This window comes from Vibrio sp. 1CM7H, from assembly GCF_023161645.1.
Classification (GTDB): Bacteria; Pseudomonadota; Gammaproteobacteria; order Enterobacterales; family Vibrionaceae; genus Vibrio; species Vibrio diabolicus.
On record NZ_JALNTV010000003.1, the window covers coordinates 625,550 to 642,542 of the forward strand.

The window sequence follows — 16,993 nt, forward strand, 5'->3', positions numbered from 1 at the left end:
AGTAGAATGGTCATAAAGGCGAAAAGCCCTGCGGGATTCGCAGAAAAATATATTATCGAGAGCATTTGGAACGGCCGTTTTCCTCCTGGCTCTATTTTACCTGCTGAACGCGAGCTGTCTGAGCTAATTGGTGTTACTCGAACGACTTTACGAGAGGTTCTTCAACGACTAGCCCGTGATGGTTGGTTAACAATCCAACACGGTAAACCAACGAAGGTAAACCAATTTATGGAGACCTCTGGTCTGCATATTTTGGATACGTTGATGACGTTGGACGTAGATAACGCAACAAACATTGTAGAAGATTTGCTTGCAGCACGTACCAACATCAGCCCTATCTTTATGCGTTATGCATTTAAAGCAAATAAAGAGAACTCTGAGCGCACGATCAAGAATGTAATTGAATCTTGTGAAGCTTTAATGAATGCTGCTTCTTGGGACGATTTCATCGCTTCTTCACCTTATGCTGAGAAAGTCTTACAGAACGTGAAAGAAGACAACGAGAAAGATGAAGCGAAGCGTCAAGAAATCTTGATTGCTAAAACGTTCAACTTTTACGACTACATGTTGTTCCAACGCCTAGCATTCCATTCAGGGAATCAGATTTACGGTTTGATTTTTAATGGCTTGAAGAAGCTCTATGATCGCGTTGGTAGCTATTATTTCTCAAACCCAGCTTCTCGTGAGCTAGCGCTGAAGTTTTACCATCAGTTGCTAGAAACTTGTGAAAGTGGTCAGCGTGAACAACTGCCAGTTGTGATTCGTCACTATGGTATGGAAAGCGCGCTAATCTGGAATGAGATGAAAAAGCAATTACCAACGAACTTCACAGAAGATGACAGCTAAGCGCTAAGAAGTTAGATGAATGAAAAACCGCAGAACCTAAGGTCTGCGGTTTTTTTGTTTTTACCAATAGATACCAGTTACGTTCCTGTTGTGACAATTGGCACGGTACTGTATAGAGCTTATCTTGCTACAGAGAGTTTGGGCAACGGTAGATACAATGCTTCAACGATGTCTGAAAGGACGTGGTCGTAAGTATTGAAGATGGTCAACGATAAGTCTGATGTGACTCCATAAAGCTCAGCTTCTGTTAAATCGACATGACTTCCTGTCACATAGTTATTTAATATCTGTATTGAGCGTGTGGAAGCAGGAGAAACGATACTAAGCGGAGCGATAACTGCTAATTGATTTAGCTTACGTGTCATAACCGATGCGTAATTTTTGAAACGCTCATTCCCCCCTTGCTCTCCCAAGTCTTGAATGCTAATTCTCAATTGAGTCAGGGTTTCTAAGCTATCCATGATGTTTTGCCAGTTCATGTGGTACTCATTATGTAGATCATCTCGTTGTTCTACCGCTAACCAAGCAATCGTGACTTCATCCATCAAGAACAAGCAATGACGAATTAACTTACCATGCTCCATCTGGTTCCTTGCAACACTGTGATCGTTCCATTGTTCAAGCAGTTTTCCTACTTTGATCTGCAGCACGCGATACATGGGTTTATTTTCAAAGCGTGAGGTTTCGACCAAAAGATGCAGTTTGTTGGTGAGATCGTTATGAAGGACTTCTAATTCTTGTTCGTTATTTTGTTGAAATTGAAGTGAGTAGTGCGTCGCAGCTCGATGGCGTCTCAGCAGATGAACAACATCTCGCAATAATGTTAACAGCTGATATTTACGCGCGTGTTGCTGCTCTCGTTTAGAAGATAAGTGATATATTCCGGCTAAAATAGCGATAGATAATAATGTGGAAATCAAAACAAACATAACCAACTCCTTGTTAGTGTTTGGACCTAACAAGGAAGGTTTGCAGTTTTGATGCCAAACAAAAATTAAATTAAAACAATTAGTTATATTAAATGTTCTTTTGGGACGGTCGTTATTGGTGCATGGATTCACCAAATTTGTGAATATGGTTGATTATTCGGTGTCGATGCTTGGTGTACGCGTTATTCTTTGTGAGTTACATATTGCTTACTTTTTGTAGTCTGATTCAAGTCACAATGTTTAGAAATTAAAATACTCGGACACTTTATATGATACAAGTTGTCTATTTTGTTGATTGTTCGAGGTAATTAATTTGTCTAATAAATTCGACCTATGCTTCAGTACTCACTCAAAGATAACGCTCCCTATCGATACAAATGATGAGGATAAGTACCTTCAGTTTCGTAAGGACAACCCACATATATTTGGTAGTTTTATTCCCGCAGGTACTCCTTTCATACTGAACGAAGGCTCTGTGATCAACATAGCTAAGTTGCGTAGCGAGAGACCTGATATAGCTTGTGCTCTTGATACTGTAAAAAGTTGGTCACAAGAAACCAAAAGAAATGTAGCCAATCTAACAAGTGAGTTTGGCGATGAAAACTTACAAGCGGTAGCCCTCCTCTATGAAAAAGAGATTAAGCCTTTTTTAGATGCTACTAATCATACTATGGGGGGGGGAAATCGATGAGTATACTGCAGTAGGTGCTGCCGCTACGGCGGTTAATGAAAAGCAAGTCAGATTGAGTAATTTCGGGAAAGCTTTGCTCAAATATCAAAACGCCTTATTAGATGTACGGAAAGCCTCACGAAGTGGTGCGCAGAAAAAGGAGCTTGTGAAGCTTGGATATAGAGTTAAAGAAGCTCATAGTTCTTTGAATGCAAAATTTACAAAAGAGCTTGCCCATTATGCAGGGCGAATTAAAAGTAGCCGCGGTAACATTTGGAGCAACCCGAATAGGGCAGTCAATATCGCGCGAAGCGGTAGGGATATAACTTAGTTACATTTAACACCTATAGCTAACATCCGCTCAATTCGAGTTCTTGAACAAAGCTCTAGTATTGTAGGTAAAAAGATCATCATGATTGATGCTGGTGTTCGCTTTAACAATGTTCGAAATGCCAAGAATAACGGAGAAAATTGGCAAAAAGAGCGGCAATGGAAGTTGCTGGGTTTGGTGCGAGCAACGCTGCTGGCGTTTGGACCACATCCAAAGTGATTGCATCTGGAATGGGAATCGCTTTAGCTGCTGGCCCATTTGGAGTAGTCGTATTAATAGGTGTTGGTTTAGGGGCTGGTTATGCGGCTGCAAAAATGGGTGATTGATTTGGGCAAGGTTTAGCAGAAAAAACCTATGAAACTAGCTCTAAAGTAAATTGGTTTTAAAGGAGTAATTGTGTTTTGTTTCGATCTTATAGTGATGATTGTTGGTTGGACATGGTTACTGAGCACATTGGTTTTTATTCGTGTATCAGCAAAGCGGATTGAGACAAAAATATTGCAGGATGGTCATGATCCAATTGGCTGGGACAGAAATGGGTGGGGTTTTAGATTTCCCATGTACGCCTCAGTGTTGATGCGAGGTAAACCTGCGAAAGTATCGCTGGTAGAAGACAAACTTATTCTAAAGTACGCGACAGTCTTTGACCGAGTGCTTGCGTATATTGTTACAATAAGCTTCGTGATGGCACTTGCTTTGGGAGCAGTAATGGGGTTGGGGCCTGAAGAGTACAGAGTGAAAACCAGTTAAGCGCAGGGCTCTGTAGAACGGTGAATACAAGTCTAGTTGAAAAGCCAAATCCTGATAAAGGGAGCAACGTGTCTTATTTTGATATTGCAAATATGATTATCGGATGTACTTGGTTAGTTAGTACTTTGCTTTTCATTCGTGTATCGGTAAAGCTGATTGAGAAAAAAATGTTGCGGGATGGTCATGACCCTATTGGTTGGGACAGAAATGGGTGGGGTTTTAGATTTCCCATGTACGCATCAGTATTGATACGAGGAAAGCCAGTCAAATTATCACTAGTGGATGACCAACTAATACTAAAATACGCAACAACGTTTGATAGAATACTTGCGTATGTTGTAAGCATCAGTTTTGTACTTTTCCTTGTGTGTGGCGCGACCATTACTTGGGGACCGGAAGAGTATAGGTTGCATTAAGTAATTTTATCTTGTTGTAGAAAGGCTTAACTGAAATAGTTAAGCCTTTCTATTATGCGAAGAGCATTACATTACACGCATCCCTGGTTGAGCACCTTCGTGTGGCTCAAGGATCCATAGATCGCTACCACCAGGGCCTGCCGCTAGGATCATACCTTCAGACATACCAAACTTCATCTTACGAGGTTTTAGGTTTGCTACCATTACCGTTAGTTTGCCTTCTAGCTCTTCAGGTTTGTACGCTGACTTGATGCCAGAGAACACTTGACGAGTTTCACCACCGATGTCCAGTTGGAACTTAAGCAGTTTGTTTGCTTTTGGCACTTCTTCACAAGAGATGATACGAGCGATACGCATATCTACTGCTGCAAAAGCGTCGAACTCAATCTCTTCAGCGATTGGCTCTTTGTCTAGCTCAGTTTGGCTAGCCTTGTTCTTTTCCGCTTCTGCTTTCTCTTTCGCCGCCATTTCTGCCGCCGCATCTTCTTTAGATGCTTCGATCATCGCTTCAACATTCTTCGGATCGATACGGTTGAACAGTGCTTTGAACTTAGTGATCTCGTGGCCTGTTAGTGGCGCAGCGATGTTTTCCCAAGTCAGCTCTTGGTTTAGGAATGCTTCAGTACGTGCAGCAAGTGCAGGCATCACTGGTTTCAGGTAAGTCATCAGTACACGGAACAGGTTGATACCGACAGAACAGATGTCTTGTAGCTCCTGATCTTTGCCTTCTTCTTTTGCTACAACCCACGGTGCTTTTTCATCAACGTATTGGTTAGCTTTGTCTGCCAGTGCAGTGATTTCACGGATTGCACGACCAAATTCACGTGTTTCGTAAAGCTCAGCGATACGGTCAGCCGCAGCAACAAATTCGTTGTAAAGCTCAGGCTCTGCAAAGTTGTCAGACAGTTTGCCTTCAAAACGTTTTGCGATGAAACCTGCGTTACGAGATGCCAGGTTAACGATCTTGTTAACAACGTCAGCGTTTACGCGCTGAGTGAAGTCTTCAAGGTTAAGATCTAGATCGTCGATACGGCTGTTTAGCTTCGCCGCGTAGTAGTAACGTAGACACTCAGGGTCTAGGTGCTCTAGGTAAGTGCTCGCTTTGACGAAAGTACCTTTAGACTTCGACATTTTCGCGCCGTTTACCGTTACGTAGCCGTGTACGAATACGTTGTTTGGTTTACGGAAGCCAGAACCTTCTAGCATTGCTGGCCAGAATAGACTGTGGAAGTAAACGATGTCTTTACCGATGAAGTGGTACAGTTCTGCTGAGCTGTCTTTTTTCCAGTACTCGTCGAAATCTAGGTCGTCACGCTTGTCACATAGGTTTTTGAAAGAGCCCATGTAGCCGATAGGGGCGTCTAGCCATACGTAGAAGAATTTGTTCTTCTCTCCTGGGATTTCGAAGCCAAAGTATGGCGCATCACGTGAGATATCCCATTGCTGCAAACCAGATTCGAACCATTCTTGCATCTTGTTCGCGGTTTCAGCTTGTAGCGAGCCAGAGCGAGTCCACTCTTTTAGCATGCTTTCAAACTGAGGCAGGTCGAAGAAGAAGTGCTCAGAATCTTTCATTACTGGCGTCGCACCAGAAACCGCAGATTTAGGATTGATCAGTTCTGTTGGGCTGTAAGTCTCGCCACAGTTGTCACAGTTGTCACCGTACTGGTCTTCTGACTTACATTTTGGACACGTACCTTTTACGAAACGGTCCGGTAAGAACATCTCTTTTTCTGGGTCGAACAGCTGAGAGATAGTGCGGCTAGAGATAAAGCCGTTTTTCTTCAGCTCAAGATAAATGTGTGACGCTAGCTCACGGTTCTCATCTGAGTGTGTGCTGTGGTAGTTATCAAAGCTGATATCAAAGCCAGCAAAGTCTTTCTGGTGCTCTTCGCTAACTGCGGCAATCATTTCTTCAGGAGTAATACCCATCTGTTGCGCTTTAAGCATGATTGGCGTGCCATGAGCATCGTCAGCACAGATGAAGTTTACAGTGTTGCCGCGTAGGCGTTGGTAACGAACCCAAATGTCCGCTTGGATATGCTCAAGCATATGGCCAAGGTGGATCGAACCGTTAGCGTACGGAAGGGCACAAGTTACCAGCATTTTCCTTGACGGAAAGTTTCTTGGATCGTTTGCCATACTTAATATTCGCTTTTCTTGATAGGTATAAATAAATTTTGATGGATAATACTACCCCATGAACTCACTAACTCCAAGGTGTCAAACTGCGGAATGCCTTAGTTTTTTTGGGGTTCTGGTTGAGGCAGGACGGTGTTAGCATGACATCTAAAAGGAGGACTTATGCATCAGTTCACTTCAAAACAAGATTTTTGTCACTGGTTTAACCAATTCCAGCATCCACAGTTGGTGGAAAATTGGGCAGATATTCATGGCGCAATTTCGATTACGGCACAAGGTTCTGTTGAGATAACGTTGCCATTCGCAAGTAATGAGCTTCAAACCATATTGCATGACTGGATTAAACAGCAACAAACCGCAGATAAAGTGGCTGAATTCCCATTCAATATTCGCCTTGGAGTTAAAGCATTAGAAACTCAAGTGGCCAATCCGGTTAAAGGTGTTAAGAACATCATTGCCGTTAGTTCTGCGAAAGGTGGGGTCGGTAAATCAACGACTGCGGTTAACTTAGCATTGGCGATTGCTCAATCTGGGGCGAAAGTGGGATTGTTGGATGCGGATATCTACGGACCTTCCGTCCCTATGATGTTAGGGCAAGAAGATGCAAAACCAGAAGTTCGTGATGGTAAGTGGATGGAGCCCATTTTCGCTCACGGCATCTATACTCACTCTATCGGCTATTTGGTGGACAAATCAGAAGCGGCAATATGGCGCGGTCCAATGGCTTCAAAAGCGTTGTCGCAGTTATTAACGGAAACAGACTGGCCCGATTTAGATTATTTGGTGATTGATATGCCGCCAGGTACGGGGGATATACAGTTGACGTTGTCACAACAGATTCCGGTGACAGGTAGTGTGTTAGTCACGACACCGCAAGACTTGGCGCTTGCCGATGCAAGAAAGGGAGCGGCAATGTTTAACAAAGTCCATGTCCCGGTTATCGGTGTTGTGGAAAACATGAGTTATCACATTTGTAGTCAATGTGGCGCGAAAGAGCATATTTTTGGCATGGGTGGTGCAGAAAAAATGTCGCAAGAGTTTGGCTTAGCACTGCTAGGACAAATTCCGCTTCATATCTCTATGCGAGAAGATATTGACGCTGGCGTGCCAACAGTAGCAAGGCGCCCAGAAAGTGAGCATGCAGGGTATTACAAGCAGCTTGCCGATCGCGTATGTAGCACGATGTTTTGGCAAGGCAAAGCAAAACCAGATGCGATTAGCTTTACAATGGTGAACTAAGTTTACTATGCCTATTGGTTGATAATTGCACATTTTAACGTTTGCTCGGAGGTTAATCCTCTGAGCAGGCAGAAACTTATGACTAAACCCTAATTCCAGCTAGTAACTATGGGGTGAACTCCCTATAATCAGGCAGTTTATCTTTTTATGTGACTAGAAATCATCATCGGGTGCAAACTAATGTCTGATAATAATCAATGCGTCATCGTAGGTATTGCTGGCGCTTCTGCTTCTGGAAAAAGTCTGATCGCGAGCACTATTTATAATGAGCTTCGCGCGAAAGTAGGCGATCATCAAATCGGTGTCATCACGGAAGATTGCTACTACAACGACCAAAGCCACCTAAGCATGGAAGAGCGAGTAAAGACGAACTACGATCACCCGAGTGCGTTGGACCACGACCTACTGTGTGAGCACCTTGAAAAATTGGTACGTGGTGAAGCAGTAGAAGTACCTGAGTACAGCTACACTGAACACACAAGAACAAGTAACACGACTACAATGACGCCTAAAAAGGTGATCATTCTAGAAGGCATCCTTCTTCTTACTGACCCTCGTCTTCGTGATTTGATGCACGCGACAGTATTTATGGATACACCGTTAGATATTTGTTTGCTTCGTCGTGTTAAGCGTGACGTGGAAGAACGAGGCCGAACTATGGAATCTGTTCTCAAGCAGTACCAACAAACAGTACGTCCGATGTTCATGCAGTTTATCGAACCTTCTAAGCAATATGCGGACATTATTGTTCCTCGCGGTGGTAAAAACCGTATCGCAATCGATGTATTAAAAGCTCACATTGCAAGACTTTTGAAAGCTTAAGCCTTTAGACGGCTATATCGCTTTATTTTTAAGAGAAGAAGTGGCACCTTAAGTGCCACTTCTTTTTTTGTTTTTAAATTAGTCAGTTGCAGGTTAAAACTAGACATTTTTCACGCTTTTGTGGAACTGTCAGCGGTAAATGGAGTCTGCGCTTATAATTGTAAAAACACTCGAGCAAGGAAAAACAAATGAAGAAACTGCTCTTAATTCTAGCAATACCGATTGTGGTCATTTTGGTCGCAATTTTAGCGTTAACCATCTTCGTCAATCCTAATCAGTTTAAGCCCCTTATTGTTGAGCAAGCGCAAAAGCAAACCGGTTTAGAACTAGTGATTGAAGGAGATATCAGTTGGCAATTTTTCCCATCGATCGGCTTTGAGTTGGGACATACAGAATTGCGAAACCCACAAGGCTTTAGTAAACCCAATTTATTCAAAGTTGATACCGTTGGTGTAGATATCTCTGTCATGCCACTTTTTAGTCAACAGCTTGAAATTGGAAACGTCACGCTTGATGGGGCTGAGTTCTACATTGAAACCAAGAAAGATGGCAGCAAGAATATTGATGCATTGACGAAAGCCCAAACACAACAAGCAGAGCAAGCGAGCGATACTGCGCCTACGCAAAATGGTGAAACGCAGCCTTCTGGCTCTGATTGGAGCATTAATCTTGCTGGTGTTACGGTTTCTAATGGTTCATTAGAAATGCAGGATAAGCAAGCCGGTAGTTACACCAAACTTTATGATATTTCATTAAACCTTTCCGAATTCGCTTTTGACAACTGGACAACGGCTGATTTTGGCGTGAAGGGCGAAATGAATGACCAAAAGTTCACCGCGAAAGGTCAGGCCGACTTTAAGCTAGAAAAAGGTTTGGCAAACTACGCGCTAAAGAACATCAACTTCGATGCGACATACACTGACCCTGCCAATAAGATTGAATCGGCAACGATCGGTTTAGATACATTTGAATTCGATAAAGTAAATAACCTGACTTATGCCTTGAAGGGCGACGCTGGTGGTATGAAGTTAGATATGCAGGGTGCTGGTCAACTTGGTGTAGACAAGGCTATCAGCAAAGTGCAGTTGGATAAGTTAACTCTTAAATCGACTTTTGAGGGTGATGCATTACCTCAGTCACCTATGAAAGTCGACATGGTGTCTGATCTGTCTTTCGACCTGACGAAAAACCACCTGAGTTTTGTCCTAGAGAAGTTAACAGCGAATGCTATCGCCTTAGATGGTAAGGCTGATGTGACACTCGGTGATATTCCTAAAGTACGTTTTGCTCTCCATAGCCCCAATATCGATCTTGATGAGTTCTTAGGGTTAGATAAGCAAGCTGCCGAAGGTAATAAGCCTGCTTCTGGTGGCGAAAGTGCTCCTGCCGGACCTGAGGTTGAACCTGATTTGTCTGCGTTGAAAACGTTAGATGTAAAGGGTGACATTACCATCGACAAATTCAAAGCGGCAAATGCGAAGATGGAAGCGGTAAAAACGAGCTTCACTGTAAATCGTGGCGTGTTTGAGCTTACATCATTTAGTTCGAAGTTGTACCAAGGCTCAATCTCAGCGACAGCGAAGTTAGATGCACGCCAATCACCAGCGACTTACAGTGTTAAAAAGTCAATCAAAGGCGTGAAAGTTCAACCGCTACTTATAGATGTTGCTGAGAACGACAAACTAGAAGGGACAGGTAACATTGATGTGAATGTTACAGGTAAGAGTCTCACGCCTACCGGTATCAAGAAGAATCTTTCTGGTACGGTTGTTATCAATTTTGCTGATGGTGCGGTGAATGGCATCAACGTTGCTCAGTTGATTCGTGAAAACTACGCGAAATTTAAAGGGCAAAAAGTCGAAGGCACCAATGAAGCTAAGAAAACAGACTTCAGTGCGATGATGGCGACATTGAAACTCAACAAAGGTGTTGTATCAACGGATAATATGCAAGCTCAGTCTCCATTGTTACGTGTTCGTGGTAAAGGTACCGCAAACTACATCAATGAAACAGTCGACTTTACTATCAGCACGTCAGTTGTAGGCAGCCTAGAAGGCCAGGGCGGTAAAGATATAGATGAGTTGAAAGACATCACGATTCCAATCAATGTGTCTGGTAAGTGGGCAGAGCCTAAATTCAAGCTCGTATTCGATGATGTTCTGAAGCAGAAAGCTCAGAAAGAAATCGATCGTGGCGTAGAGAAGCTAACGGACAAAATCAAAGACGAAAAAACCAAAGAAGCAGTCGATGGTTTGATAAAGAATCTATTCAATTAGATTCGAGCCAAAGCAAAAAGGGTTGGCATTAGCCAACCCTTTTTTAATTCTGCTGGTGAGCTTTACCAGTCGACACCTTTCAGCGCTTTGACGCCTGACTCAAATGCATGCTTTACATTCTTCACTTCAGAAACGGTATCAGCCATTTCAATCAGAGTGCGATGAGCGCCACGACCAGTAATGACAACCGACTGCATTTTAGGGCGGTTGTTCAGCGCTTCAACGACCTCGTCTAAATCAATGTAGCCGTAGCTCACCATGTACGTCAGCTCGTCAAAAAGAACCACATCGATAGATTCATCTTTGAGCATGCGCTTACATTCTTGCCATACGCCTTGCGCTGCTTCGGTATCAGCGGCTTTGTTTTGAGTTTCCCATGTAAAGCCGGTCGCCATTACTTGGAATTCAACGCCGAGTTTCTCAAGTAGGTTGCGCTCACCATTATCCCAAGTACCTTTAATAAACTGCGCGACAGCACAATTCAAACCATGACCCACTGCGCGTGCTATCGTACCGAACCCTGATGTCGATTTACCTTTACCATTTCCGGTAATTATCAGTAGCAGACCTTTTTCCTCTTGAGCAGCAGCAATTTTTGCGTCTACCTGTTCTTTGACTTTTTGTTGGCGAGCCTTATGGCGTGCTTCTTTATTTTCTTCGATAGACATAATACTTCCTTAATTCCTTTTTGTGCTTTGCCCAAGCTGATTTGGGTTCATTGATTTATCTCGCTATGATAGACCAACATATCGTGAAGAAAAACCACCGATAATTCAGGGAATAAAATGAAGAAAATACTTGTTGTTTGTATGGGAAACATTTGTCGGTCACCAACCGGAGAAGCAGTGTTAAGAGCGAAAGCTCAAGAGTTGGGTATTGCCGTGGAGGTTGATTCGGCAGGTGCGATTGGCTACCACGCAGGAAACCCACCGGATTCAAGGGCAATGGCCGCAGGAAAGCAGCGAGGTTACTCTTTTAAAGGAATGCGTGCGCGTCAAGTTACCATTGATGACTTTGACAAGTTTGACCTGATATTAGCCGCAGATAAAGCAAATTTAGCCGATTTATTGGATATTTGTCCGTTGAAGTATCGACACAAAGTATCGTTATTTTTAAGTCATTCTGGGTCAGATTACGATGAAGTCCCAGACCCATATTACGGTGGAAAAGATGGCTTTGAACTGGTGCTTGATTTAATCGAAGAGGCATCAGAGGAGATTTTGAAGAAGCTATAATCGCCGGGCTTAAAGATAATAGGAAAAGGGATGAGCTGAGCCCATCCCTTTTTATTTGTATTAACCCGCTAAAATGTCGGTTGCCACTTTGTAGCTTGGGTCTTCCTTCACATTGATTTCAACCAAGCTGCCCGCTTTATCTAAAAGCTTGCGGCAATCTGGACTTAGGTGGCGAAGGTGCAGCGTTTTACCTTGAGAGTTGTAACGCTCTGCTAGTGTTTCAATCGCTTCAATTGCGGAGTGATCCGTCACGCGAGAGTCTGCAAAATCGACAATCACATCTTTTGGATCTTCAGGCGCGTTAAACAACTCCAAGAAGTTAGCGGCAGAACCAAAGAAAATAGGACCGTGAATCTTGTACTCTTTTGAACCTTCCTCGTTTAAGCATGTGTCGGCATAGATGTGCTTAGCGTGTTGCCATGCAAACATTAATGCAGAAACAATAACACCAACCGCTACGGCAACGGCTAGGTCAGTAAGAACAGTAACAACGGTCACAAGAACAATAACGAAGAAGTCTTGCTTCGGTACGCGACGCGCTAGTTTAAATGTTGCCCATTCGAATGTACCAATTACAACCATGAACATCACACCAACCAGAGCAGCGAGTGGGATCATTTCAATTAACGAAGAAGCGAATAAGATAAACATCAATAGAGCGATAGCAGCAACGATACCAGATAGACGACCGCGACCACCTGAGTTTACGTTGATCATCGACTGACCAATCATTGCACAACCACCCATAGCACCAAACACAGAACAGGTCATGTTTGCCATACCTTGACCGATACATTCGCGGTTAGATTGACCACGAGTGTTCGTCATCTCATCTAAAACTGTCAGCGTTAGCAGAGATTCAATTAGACCAATGGCCGCTAGAATGATCGCGTATGGAAGAATGATTTGTAGAGTTTCTAGCGTAAATGGCACCGCCGGAATAGAGAAGGTCGGCAGTGAACCTGCGAGTGTTGCCGCTTCATCACCAGACATTGTACGCAAGAAGTCAACAACAGTGCGAGTTTCCAGATCCAAACCAACCACTAAAGCAGTCACCGTTACGATTGCAACAAGTGAAGAGGGTACAGCCGTTGTGATTTTTGGTAGAAAGTGAATGATTGCCATAGTTAGCGCAACCAAACCAAGCATTAGCAGCATTTGGTCTTGTGGTAGCCAAGTAAGCATGCCGTTGATATCTGGCGCTTTAAACTGACCCAACTGAGCTAGGAAGATAACAATAGCCAGACCGTTCACAAAACCAATCATCACAGGGTGAGGCACGATACGGATGAACTTACCCAATTTAAACATACCAGCGGCAATTTGAAGAATACCAGCGAGCATGATGGCTGCGAATAGGTACTGGACACCGTGAGTCGCGACAAGCGAAACCATTACGACTGCCATGGCTCCAGTTGCACCAGAGATCATGCCGGGACGACCACCGAAAATGGAAGTAATAAGACCAACGATGAATGCAGCGTAAAGACCGACCATCGGATCTACGCCTGCGACGAACGCAAATGCGACAGCTTCAGGAACCAATGCTAGCGCAACGGTTAAGCCTGATAGCACATCATTTTTTACGGAGTGCTTAGAAAATTGGGGAAATTCGAACATGTTTGTTTTTAAGTTCTCTTTGCAATGAGTTAAACCCGACACATATTCGTATTTGCACAAGCCACTGAGTGGTTGATTTCTAATCAAACATTGCAGTGTAAACCGTAGTATTAAAAGAGCAGCATCAGAATGGTGTCGAAAACTTGAGTCGGCGCATGCTACCGAAAAGTGTGATTAAGTTCAAGAATGATACGAATAATGGCGTACAAATGTGATCACGAATTGGTATTTATATGAACAATTTATTGGGCAGATATGAAGATAAAAAAGGCTACCAGATGGTAGCCTTTAATTTATTTATGCAGTTAAGCAGTTGAACGTAATGATTTAACCTAGTTAAAGTTAGGCTTTGTCATCTCTGCCGATGCGCGGTTTTTAGCCACTTGGCTACCCGCACCTTTAGCTTGGTAACGTTCGGTTTTGAACGGTGCTGCTGCAACAGTGATTTCGCGTAGCTCTTGAGGGCCAGGTGCTTTTGTCATCGGTGCGCTAGCGTTTAGCTTAGCCGCAACTTTGATGGCTTCGACTTTAGGCTCTGGTTTAGCTACTGGCGCTTCGGCTGCAATCTCTTTTGCTGCTTCAACCACAGGCTCTTCAGCTGGTGCCGTTTCTACAATGGCATCAACCGGTTCAGTCGCAGGAGTTTCAACGATAGGCTCTACCGAAGCTGTTTCTACTACTGCCGATTCAGTTTTTTCTGCGATTACTGCTTCCACAACAGGTGCTTCTACTACAGGAGCTTCCACTTTCGCTTCAACTGTTTCTTGAATCTTTGATTCAACAACTGGCGCTTCTGCTACAACAGGTTGCTCGCGGCGAATAATCACTTTACCCATAGCCATCTCTGGACAAGCAAAACCACCTTGCATTGTAGGTACTGCTGCTACTGTTTCTTCCTTAACTTGCTCTTCTTTCTTAGGTGCAGGTTTCGGAATGTAGCGTGGCATTACTTTACCCATAGCCATCTCAGGAGAAGCTACACCACCTTTACGCAGGCGGAACGGGTTAGGACGGCGATCGCGACCACGGCGACGGCGCTGGCCACTTGCACGCAGGTGACGTGGCGAACGACGGTTACGACGTTGCTTAGACTCTGCTTGCTTGTTGTCTTGTTGTGCTTCTACCGCTGCTTCTGTTGGCTTCTCAACTTTGGTTTCAACCGTTTCTTGAGTCTTAACCGCCGTTTCTTCTGCTTTCTTCTCAACCGCTTCTTGGTCTTTAACGCGTACAGACTTGTTCAGTTTGCGACGTTGGCGACGCTCCTTCACTTTTTCTGCTTTCGCGTTTTGTTGCTTTGGTTTGCTCTCTTCTGGTTTTGTTTCAGTTCGAGCTTCCGCCGCTAGCTGCAGGCCTTTTTCCGCTACTTTTGCATTTGCTTTTTGCTCTTGGGCTTTGTCTGCTTGTTGAGCTTTAGGCTTACGCTTTTGGTTGCGGTTTTGCTGTTTATTGGTTTGTTGTTGAGCTTCGTTTTGTTCATTCGCTTGCTCATCACGAGGCTTACGACGACGTCGGTTATCACGATTGTCGCGGTTCTCACGATTATCGCGTTGGTTGTTATTGCGACGACGATCATTGCGATCACGTTTGTTGCGTCGATTATCGCGATTTGGCTTTTTCTCTTCCTGAGGTTTCGGTTCTTCTTTTACTTCTTCAGAACCGCCGAATAGGAAACTACCAAGTGCTTTAAACAAACGGCTGAACAGTCCAGGTTTTTCTTCTTGTTCAACTTTCTGTTCTTTCTTCTTCGCCTCAGGGGCAGGTTTAGCTGCTGGTGCAGGTGCCGTTTGAGAAGGAGCCGCAAAGCCTTTAAGAACAGGTTCTTCGATTCGTTTAGGTTTTACGTCAACTTCCGCTGGCTCTTTACCTTCCGCTTCTTTCATTGCTTCCAGTTTTTTAGGAAGTAGGTAAGAAATCAGATCGAACTCTTCACCTTCACGAACACGGATAACTTCGAAGTGCGGCGTTTCCATGTCAGAGTTTGGAACAACCGTAATCTTCACTTCTTGAATGCGTTCGATATGGTTAACTGAACGACGTTTTTCGTTCAACAAGTAAGAAGCGATTGGCACAGGTACAACTGCGAGAACTTGCGCTGTATTGTCTTTCAGTGCTTCCTCTTCGATTAAACGAAGCACAGAAAGTGCTAGAGATTCGTTGTCGCGAACGACTCCAGTACCGCTACAGCGAGGACAGATGTGGTGGCTTGCTTCTGCTAGAGAAGGGCTTAAACGTTGACGTGACATCTCCAACAAACCAAAGCGAGAAATACGACCGATTTGTACACGAGCGCGATCAAGACGAACGGCTTCACGTAGACGGTTTTCTACTTCTCGTTGGTGGCGAACAGGTGTCATATCGATAAAGTCGATAACCACTAAGCCACCCAAGTCACGTAGACGTAACTGGCGAGCAATTTCGTCGGCTGCTTCTAGGTTCGTGTTTAGAGCTGTTTCTTCAATATCGCCGCCCTTGGTTGCACGAGCAGAGTTGATATCGATAGACGTTAGTGCTTCGGTTGGGTCAATAACAATAGAACCACCAGATGGCAGACGCACTTCACGTTGGAAAGCTGATTCAATTTGGCTTTCGATTTGGTAGTGGCTGAATAGTGGAACTTCGCCTTCATATTTCTTAACGCGGTTAAGGAAATCAGGGCGCACCAATTGAATGTGCTCTTTTGCACGTTCGTAGATGGTGTTGCTGTCAATTAAGATTTCGCCAATATCACGACGCAAATAGTCACGGATTGCACGAACGATAACGTTACTTTCTTGGTGGATTAAGAATGGAGCAGGGTTAGAGTCCGCTGCACCTTTGATTGCACCCCAGTGGTTAAGTAGTACATTCAAATCCCACTCAAGTTCTTCAGCACTCTTGCCAACGCCAGCAGTACGTACGATTAGGCCCATGCCCTGAGGCAGTTCCAAAGTACTTAATGCGGCTTTTAGTTGAGTACGCTCGTCACCTTCGATTCGGCGAGAAATACCGCCAGCACGAGGGTTGTTAGGCATAAGAACAAGGTAACTACCAGCAAGAGAAATGAAAGTAGTAAGAGCTGCGCCCTTGCTTCCACGTTCTTCTTTTTCCACTTGAACGATAACTTCTTGGCCTTCCGTTAGCACTTCTTTGATGCTTGGACGACCTTGGTAGGTGTAACCTTCAGGGAAATATTCGCGGGCAATTTCTTTGAGAGGGAGGAAACCGTGACGCTCGGCGCCGTAATCAACAAATGCGGCTTCTAAGCTTGGTTCGATACGTGTGATACGTCCTTTGTAGATATTCGCTTTTTTAGATTCATGACCTGGACTCTCGATATCAAGATCGAAAAGTCGCTGGCCATCAACCAGAGCGACACGCAACTCTTCTTTTTGAGTTGCGTTAATTAACATTCTTTTCATTGAAAATTCTCGTTGTCTTTTCTTTTATATCTTTCTTGTCGACTTGCCACTGTTTTTTCGCTCTTTCACGGTGCCTGATCCCATGGCTTGTATTTTGCAGCCTCCCGGCTGGAAGGGGATGCTCTCGGGCACTTCAGTCATCACAAGCCTCTTGTGGTTTCTGTTGGAAACGTAGACTTGTGACCCGCTATTTGGGCGGTAGGTACTCAACGTGAATATGCGAGGAGTAGGGTGGCAAGAGTGTTGAATTCGATGTGTCTCACGCCAATGCTGCACTCGACCTTCAACGATCTACTCACATTGCTTGAGGATAAATGAT

13 protein-coding genes are annotated in these 16,993 nt (G+C 44.1%); 8 read left to right on the top strand and 5 right to left on the bottom strand.

Annotation, left to right across the window (positions count from 1 at the left end):
* Positions 1 to 6: 6 nt before the first annotated feature.
* Positions 7 to 846: a fatty acid metabolism transcriptional regulator FadR gene (fadR, locus tag MSG33_RS15065; protein WP_005396954.1), complete on the top strand. Its 840-nt coding sequence runs from the start codon at positions 7 to 9 to the stop codon at positions 844 to 846.
* Positions 847 to 965: 119 nt separating this feature from the next.
* Here fadR and MSG33_RS15070 read toward each other — a convergent pair whose 3' ends face one another.
* Complete coding sequence (locus tag MSG33_RS15070) at positions 966 to 1,775, bottom strand: hypothetical protein (protein WP_005396956.1); 810 nt, start codon at positions 1,773 to 1,775, stop codon at positions 966 to 968.
* 313 nt (positions 1,776 to 2,088) lie between these two features.
* Between MSG33_RS15070 and MSG33_RS15075 the strand changes: the two genes are divergently transcribed.
* From MSG33_RS15075 to MSG33_RS15085, 3 genes are all read left to right on the top strand, one after another.
* Complete coding sequence (locus MSG33_RS15075; RefSeq protein ID WP_248381372.1) at positions 2,089 to 2,466, top strand: hypothetical protein; 378 nt, start codon at positions 2,089 to 2,091, stop codon at positions 2,464 to 2,466.
* 468 nt (positions 2,467 to 2,934) lie between these two features.
* Entirely contained in the window at positions 2,935 to 3,102 is a 168-nt protein-coding gene (locus MSG33_RS15080) for a hypothetical protein (protein ID WP_248381373.1), read from the top strand.
* 70 nt (positions 3,103 to 3,172) lie between these two features.
* Entirely contained in the window at positions 3,173 to 3,526 is a 354-nt protein-coding gene (locus MSG33_RS15085; RefSeq protein ID WP_074191586.1) for a hypothetical protein, read from the top strand.
* A gap of 482 nt (positions 3,527 to 4,008) precedes the next feature.
* On the opposite strand, the gene metG is transcribed toward MSG33_RS15085, so the two are convergent.
* On the bottom strand, positions 4,009 to 6,084 hold the full coding sequence (gene metG / locus MSG33_RS15090) for a methionine--tRNA ligase (RefSeq protein WP_046874415.1): 2,076 nt from the start codon (positions 6,082 to 6,084) through the stop codon (positions 4,009 to 4,011).
* Between the two features lie 162 nt (positions 6,085 to 6,246).
* On the opposite strand from metG, the gene apbC reads away from it, so the two are divergent.
* From apbC to MSG33_RS15105, 3 genes are all read left to right on the top strand, one after another.
* Positions 6,247 to 7,323 carry an iron-sulfur cluster carrier protein ApbC gene (gene apbC / locus MSG33_RS15095; RefSeq protein WP_065646636.1) on the top strand — a complete coding sequence of 359 codons (1,077 nt, stop codon included), beginning with the start codon at positions 6,247 to 6,249 and terminating at the stop codon, positions 7,321 to 7,323.
* Positions 7,324 to 7,503: 180 nt separating this feature from the next.
* Positions 7,504 to 8,145 carry a uridine kinase gene (udk, locus tag MSG33_RS15100; RefSeq protein ID WP_005396962.1) on the top strand — a complete coding sequence of 214 codons (642 nt, stop codon included), beginning with the start codon at positions 7,504 to 7,506 and terminating at the stop codon, positions 8,143 to 8,145.
* A 188-nt stretch (positions 8,146 to 8,333) separates the two neighbouring features.
* Positions 8,334 to 10,421: an AsmA family protein gene (locus MSG33_RS15105; protein WP_248381374.1), complete on the top strand. Its 2,088-nt coding sequence runs from the start codon at positions 8,334 to 8,336 to the stop codon at positions 10,419 to 10,421.
* A gap of 62 nt (positions 10,422 to 10,483) precedes the next feature.
* Here MSG33_RS15105 and cobO read toward each other — a convergent pair whose 3' ends face one another.
* A complete protein-coding gene (cobO, locus tag MSG33_RS15110) occupies positions 10,484 to 11,089 on the bottom strand; it encodes a cob(I)yrinic acid a,c-diamide adenosyltransferase (protein ID WP_005396966.1) in 606 nt (201 codons plus the stop codon).
* A 117-nt stretch (positions 11,090 to 11,206) separates the two neighbouring features.
* Between cobO and MSG33_RS15115 the strand changes: the two genes are divergently transcribed.
* Positions 11,207 to 11,656 carry a low molecular weight protein-tyrosine-phosphatase gene (locus MSG33_RS15115; protein ID WP_248381375.1) on the top strand — a complete coding sequence of 150 codons (450 nt, stop codon included), beginning with the start codon at positions 11,207 to 11,209 and terminating at the stop codon, positions 11,654 to 11,656.
* 60 nt (positions 11,657 to 11,716) lie between these two features.
* Here MSG33_RS15115 and MSG33_RS15120 read toward each other — a convergent pair whose 3' ends face one another.
* Positions 11,717 to 13,276 (bottom strand): SulP family inorganic anion transporter, encoded by a 1,560-nt coding sequence (locus MSG33_RS15120; protein ID WP_005396973.1) that lies wholly within the window; start codon positions 13,274 to 13,276, stop codon positions 11,717 to 11,719.
* Positions 13,277 to 13,608: 332 nt separating this feature from the next.
* Positions 13,609 to 16,674, bottom strand: coding sequence for a ribonuclease E (gene rne / locus MSG33_RS15125; RefSeq protein WP_248381376.1), 3,066 nt, complete (start codon positions 16,672 to 16,674; stop codon positions 13,609 to 13,611).
* Positions 16,675 to 16,993: the final 319 nt, after the last annotated feature.

Excerpts from the sequence above, each read along its gene's own strand:
- MSG33_RS15080 (WP_248381373.1), top strand. The coding sequence starts at position 2,935 with ATGGAAGTTGCTGGGTTTGGTGCGAGCAACGCTGCTGGCGTTTGGACC.
- rne (WP_248381376.1), bottom strand. The coding sequence starts at position 16,674 with ATGAAAAGAATGTTAATTAACGCAACTCAAAAAGAAGAGTTGCGTGTC.
- MSG33_RS15120 (WP_005396973.1), bottom strand. The coding sequence starts at position 13,276 with ATGTTCGAATTTCCCCAATTTTCTAAGCACTCCGTAAAAAATGATGTG.
- cobO (WP_005396966.1), bottom strand. The coding sequence starts at position 11,089 with ATGTCTATCGAAGAAAATAAAGAAGCACGCCATAAGGCTCGCCAACAA.
- MSG33_RS15105 (WP_248381374.1), top strand. The coding sequence starts at position 8,334 with ATGAAGAAACTGCTCTTAATTCTAGCAATACCGATTGTGGTCATTTTG.
- metG (WP_046874415.1), bottom strand. The coding sequence starts at position 6,084 with ATGGCAAACGATCCAAGAAACTTTCCGTCAAGGAAAATGCTGGTAACT.
- apbC (WP_065646636.1), top strand. The coding sequence starts at position 6,247 with ATGCATCAGTTCACTTCAAAACAAGATTTTTGTCACTGGTTTAACCAA.
- fadR (WP_005396954.1), top strand. The coding sequence starts at position 7 with ATGGTCATAAAGGCGAAAAGCCCTGCGGGATTCGCAGAAAAATATATT.
- MSG33_RS15070 (WP_005396956.1), bottom strand. The coding sequence starts at position 1,775 with ATGTTTGTTTTGATTTCCACATTATTATCTATCGCTATTTTAGCCGGA.
- udk (WP_005396962.1), top strand. The coding sequence starts at position 7,504 with ATGTCTGATAATAATCAATGCGTCATCGTAGGTATTGCTGGCGCTTCT.
- MSG33_RS15115 (WP_248381375.1), top strand. The coding sequence starts at position 11,207 with ATGAAGAAAATACTTGTTGTTTGTATGGGAAACATTTGTCGGTCACCA.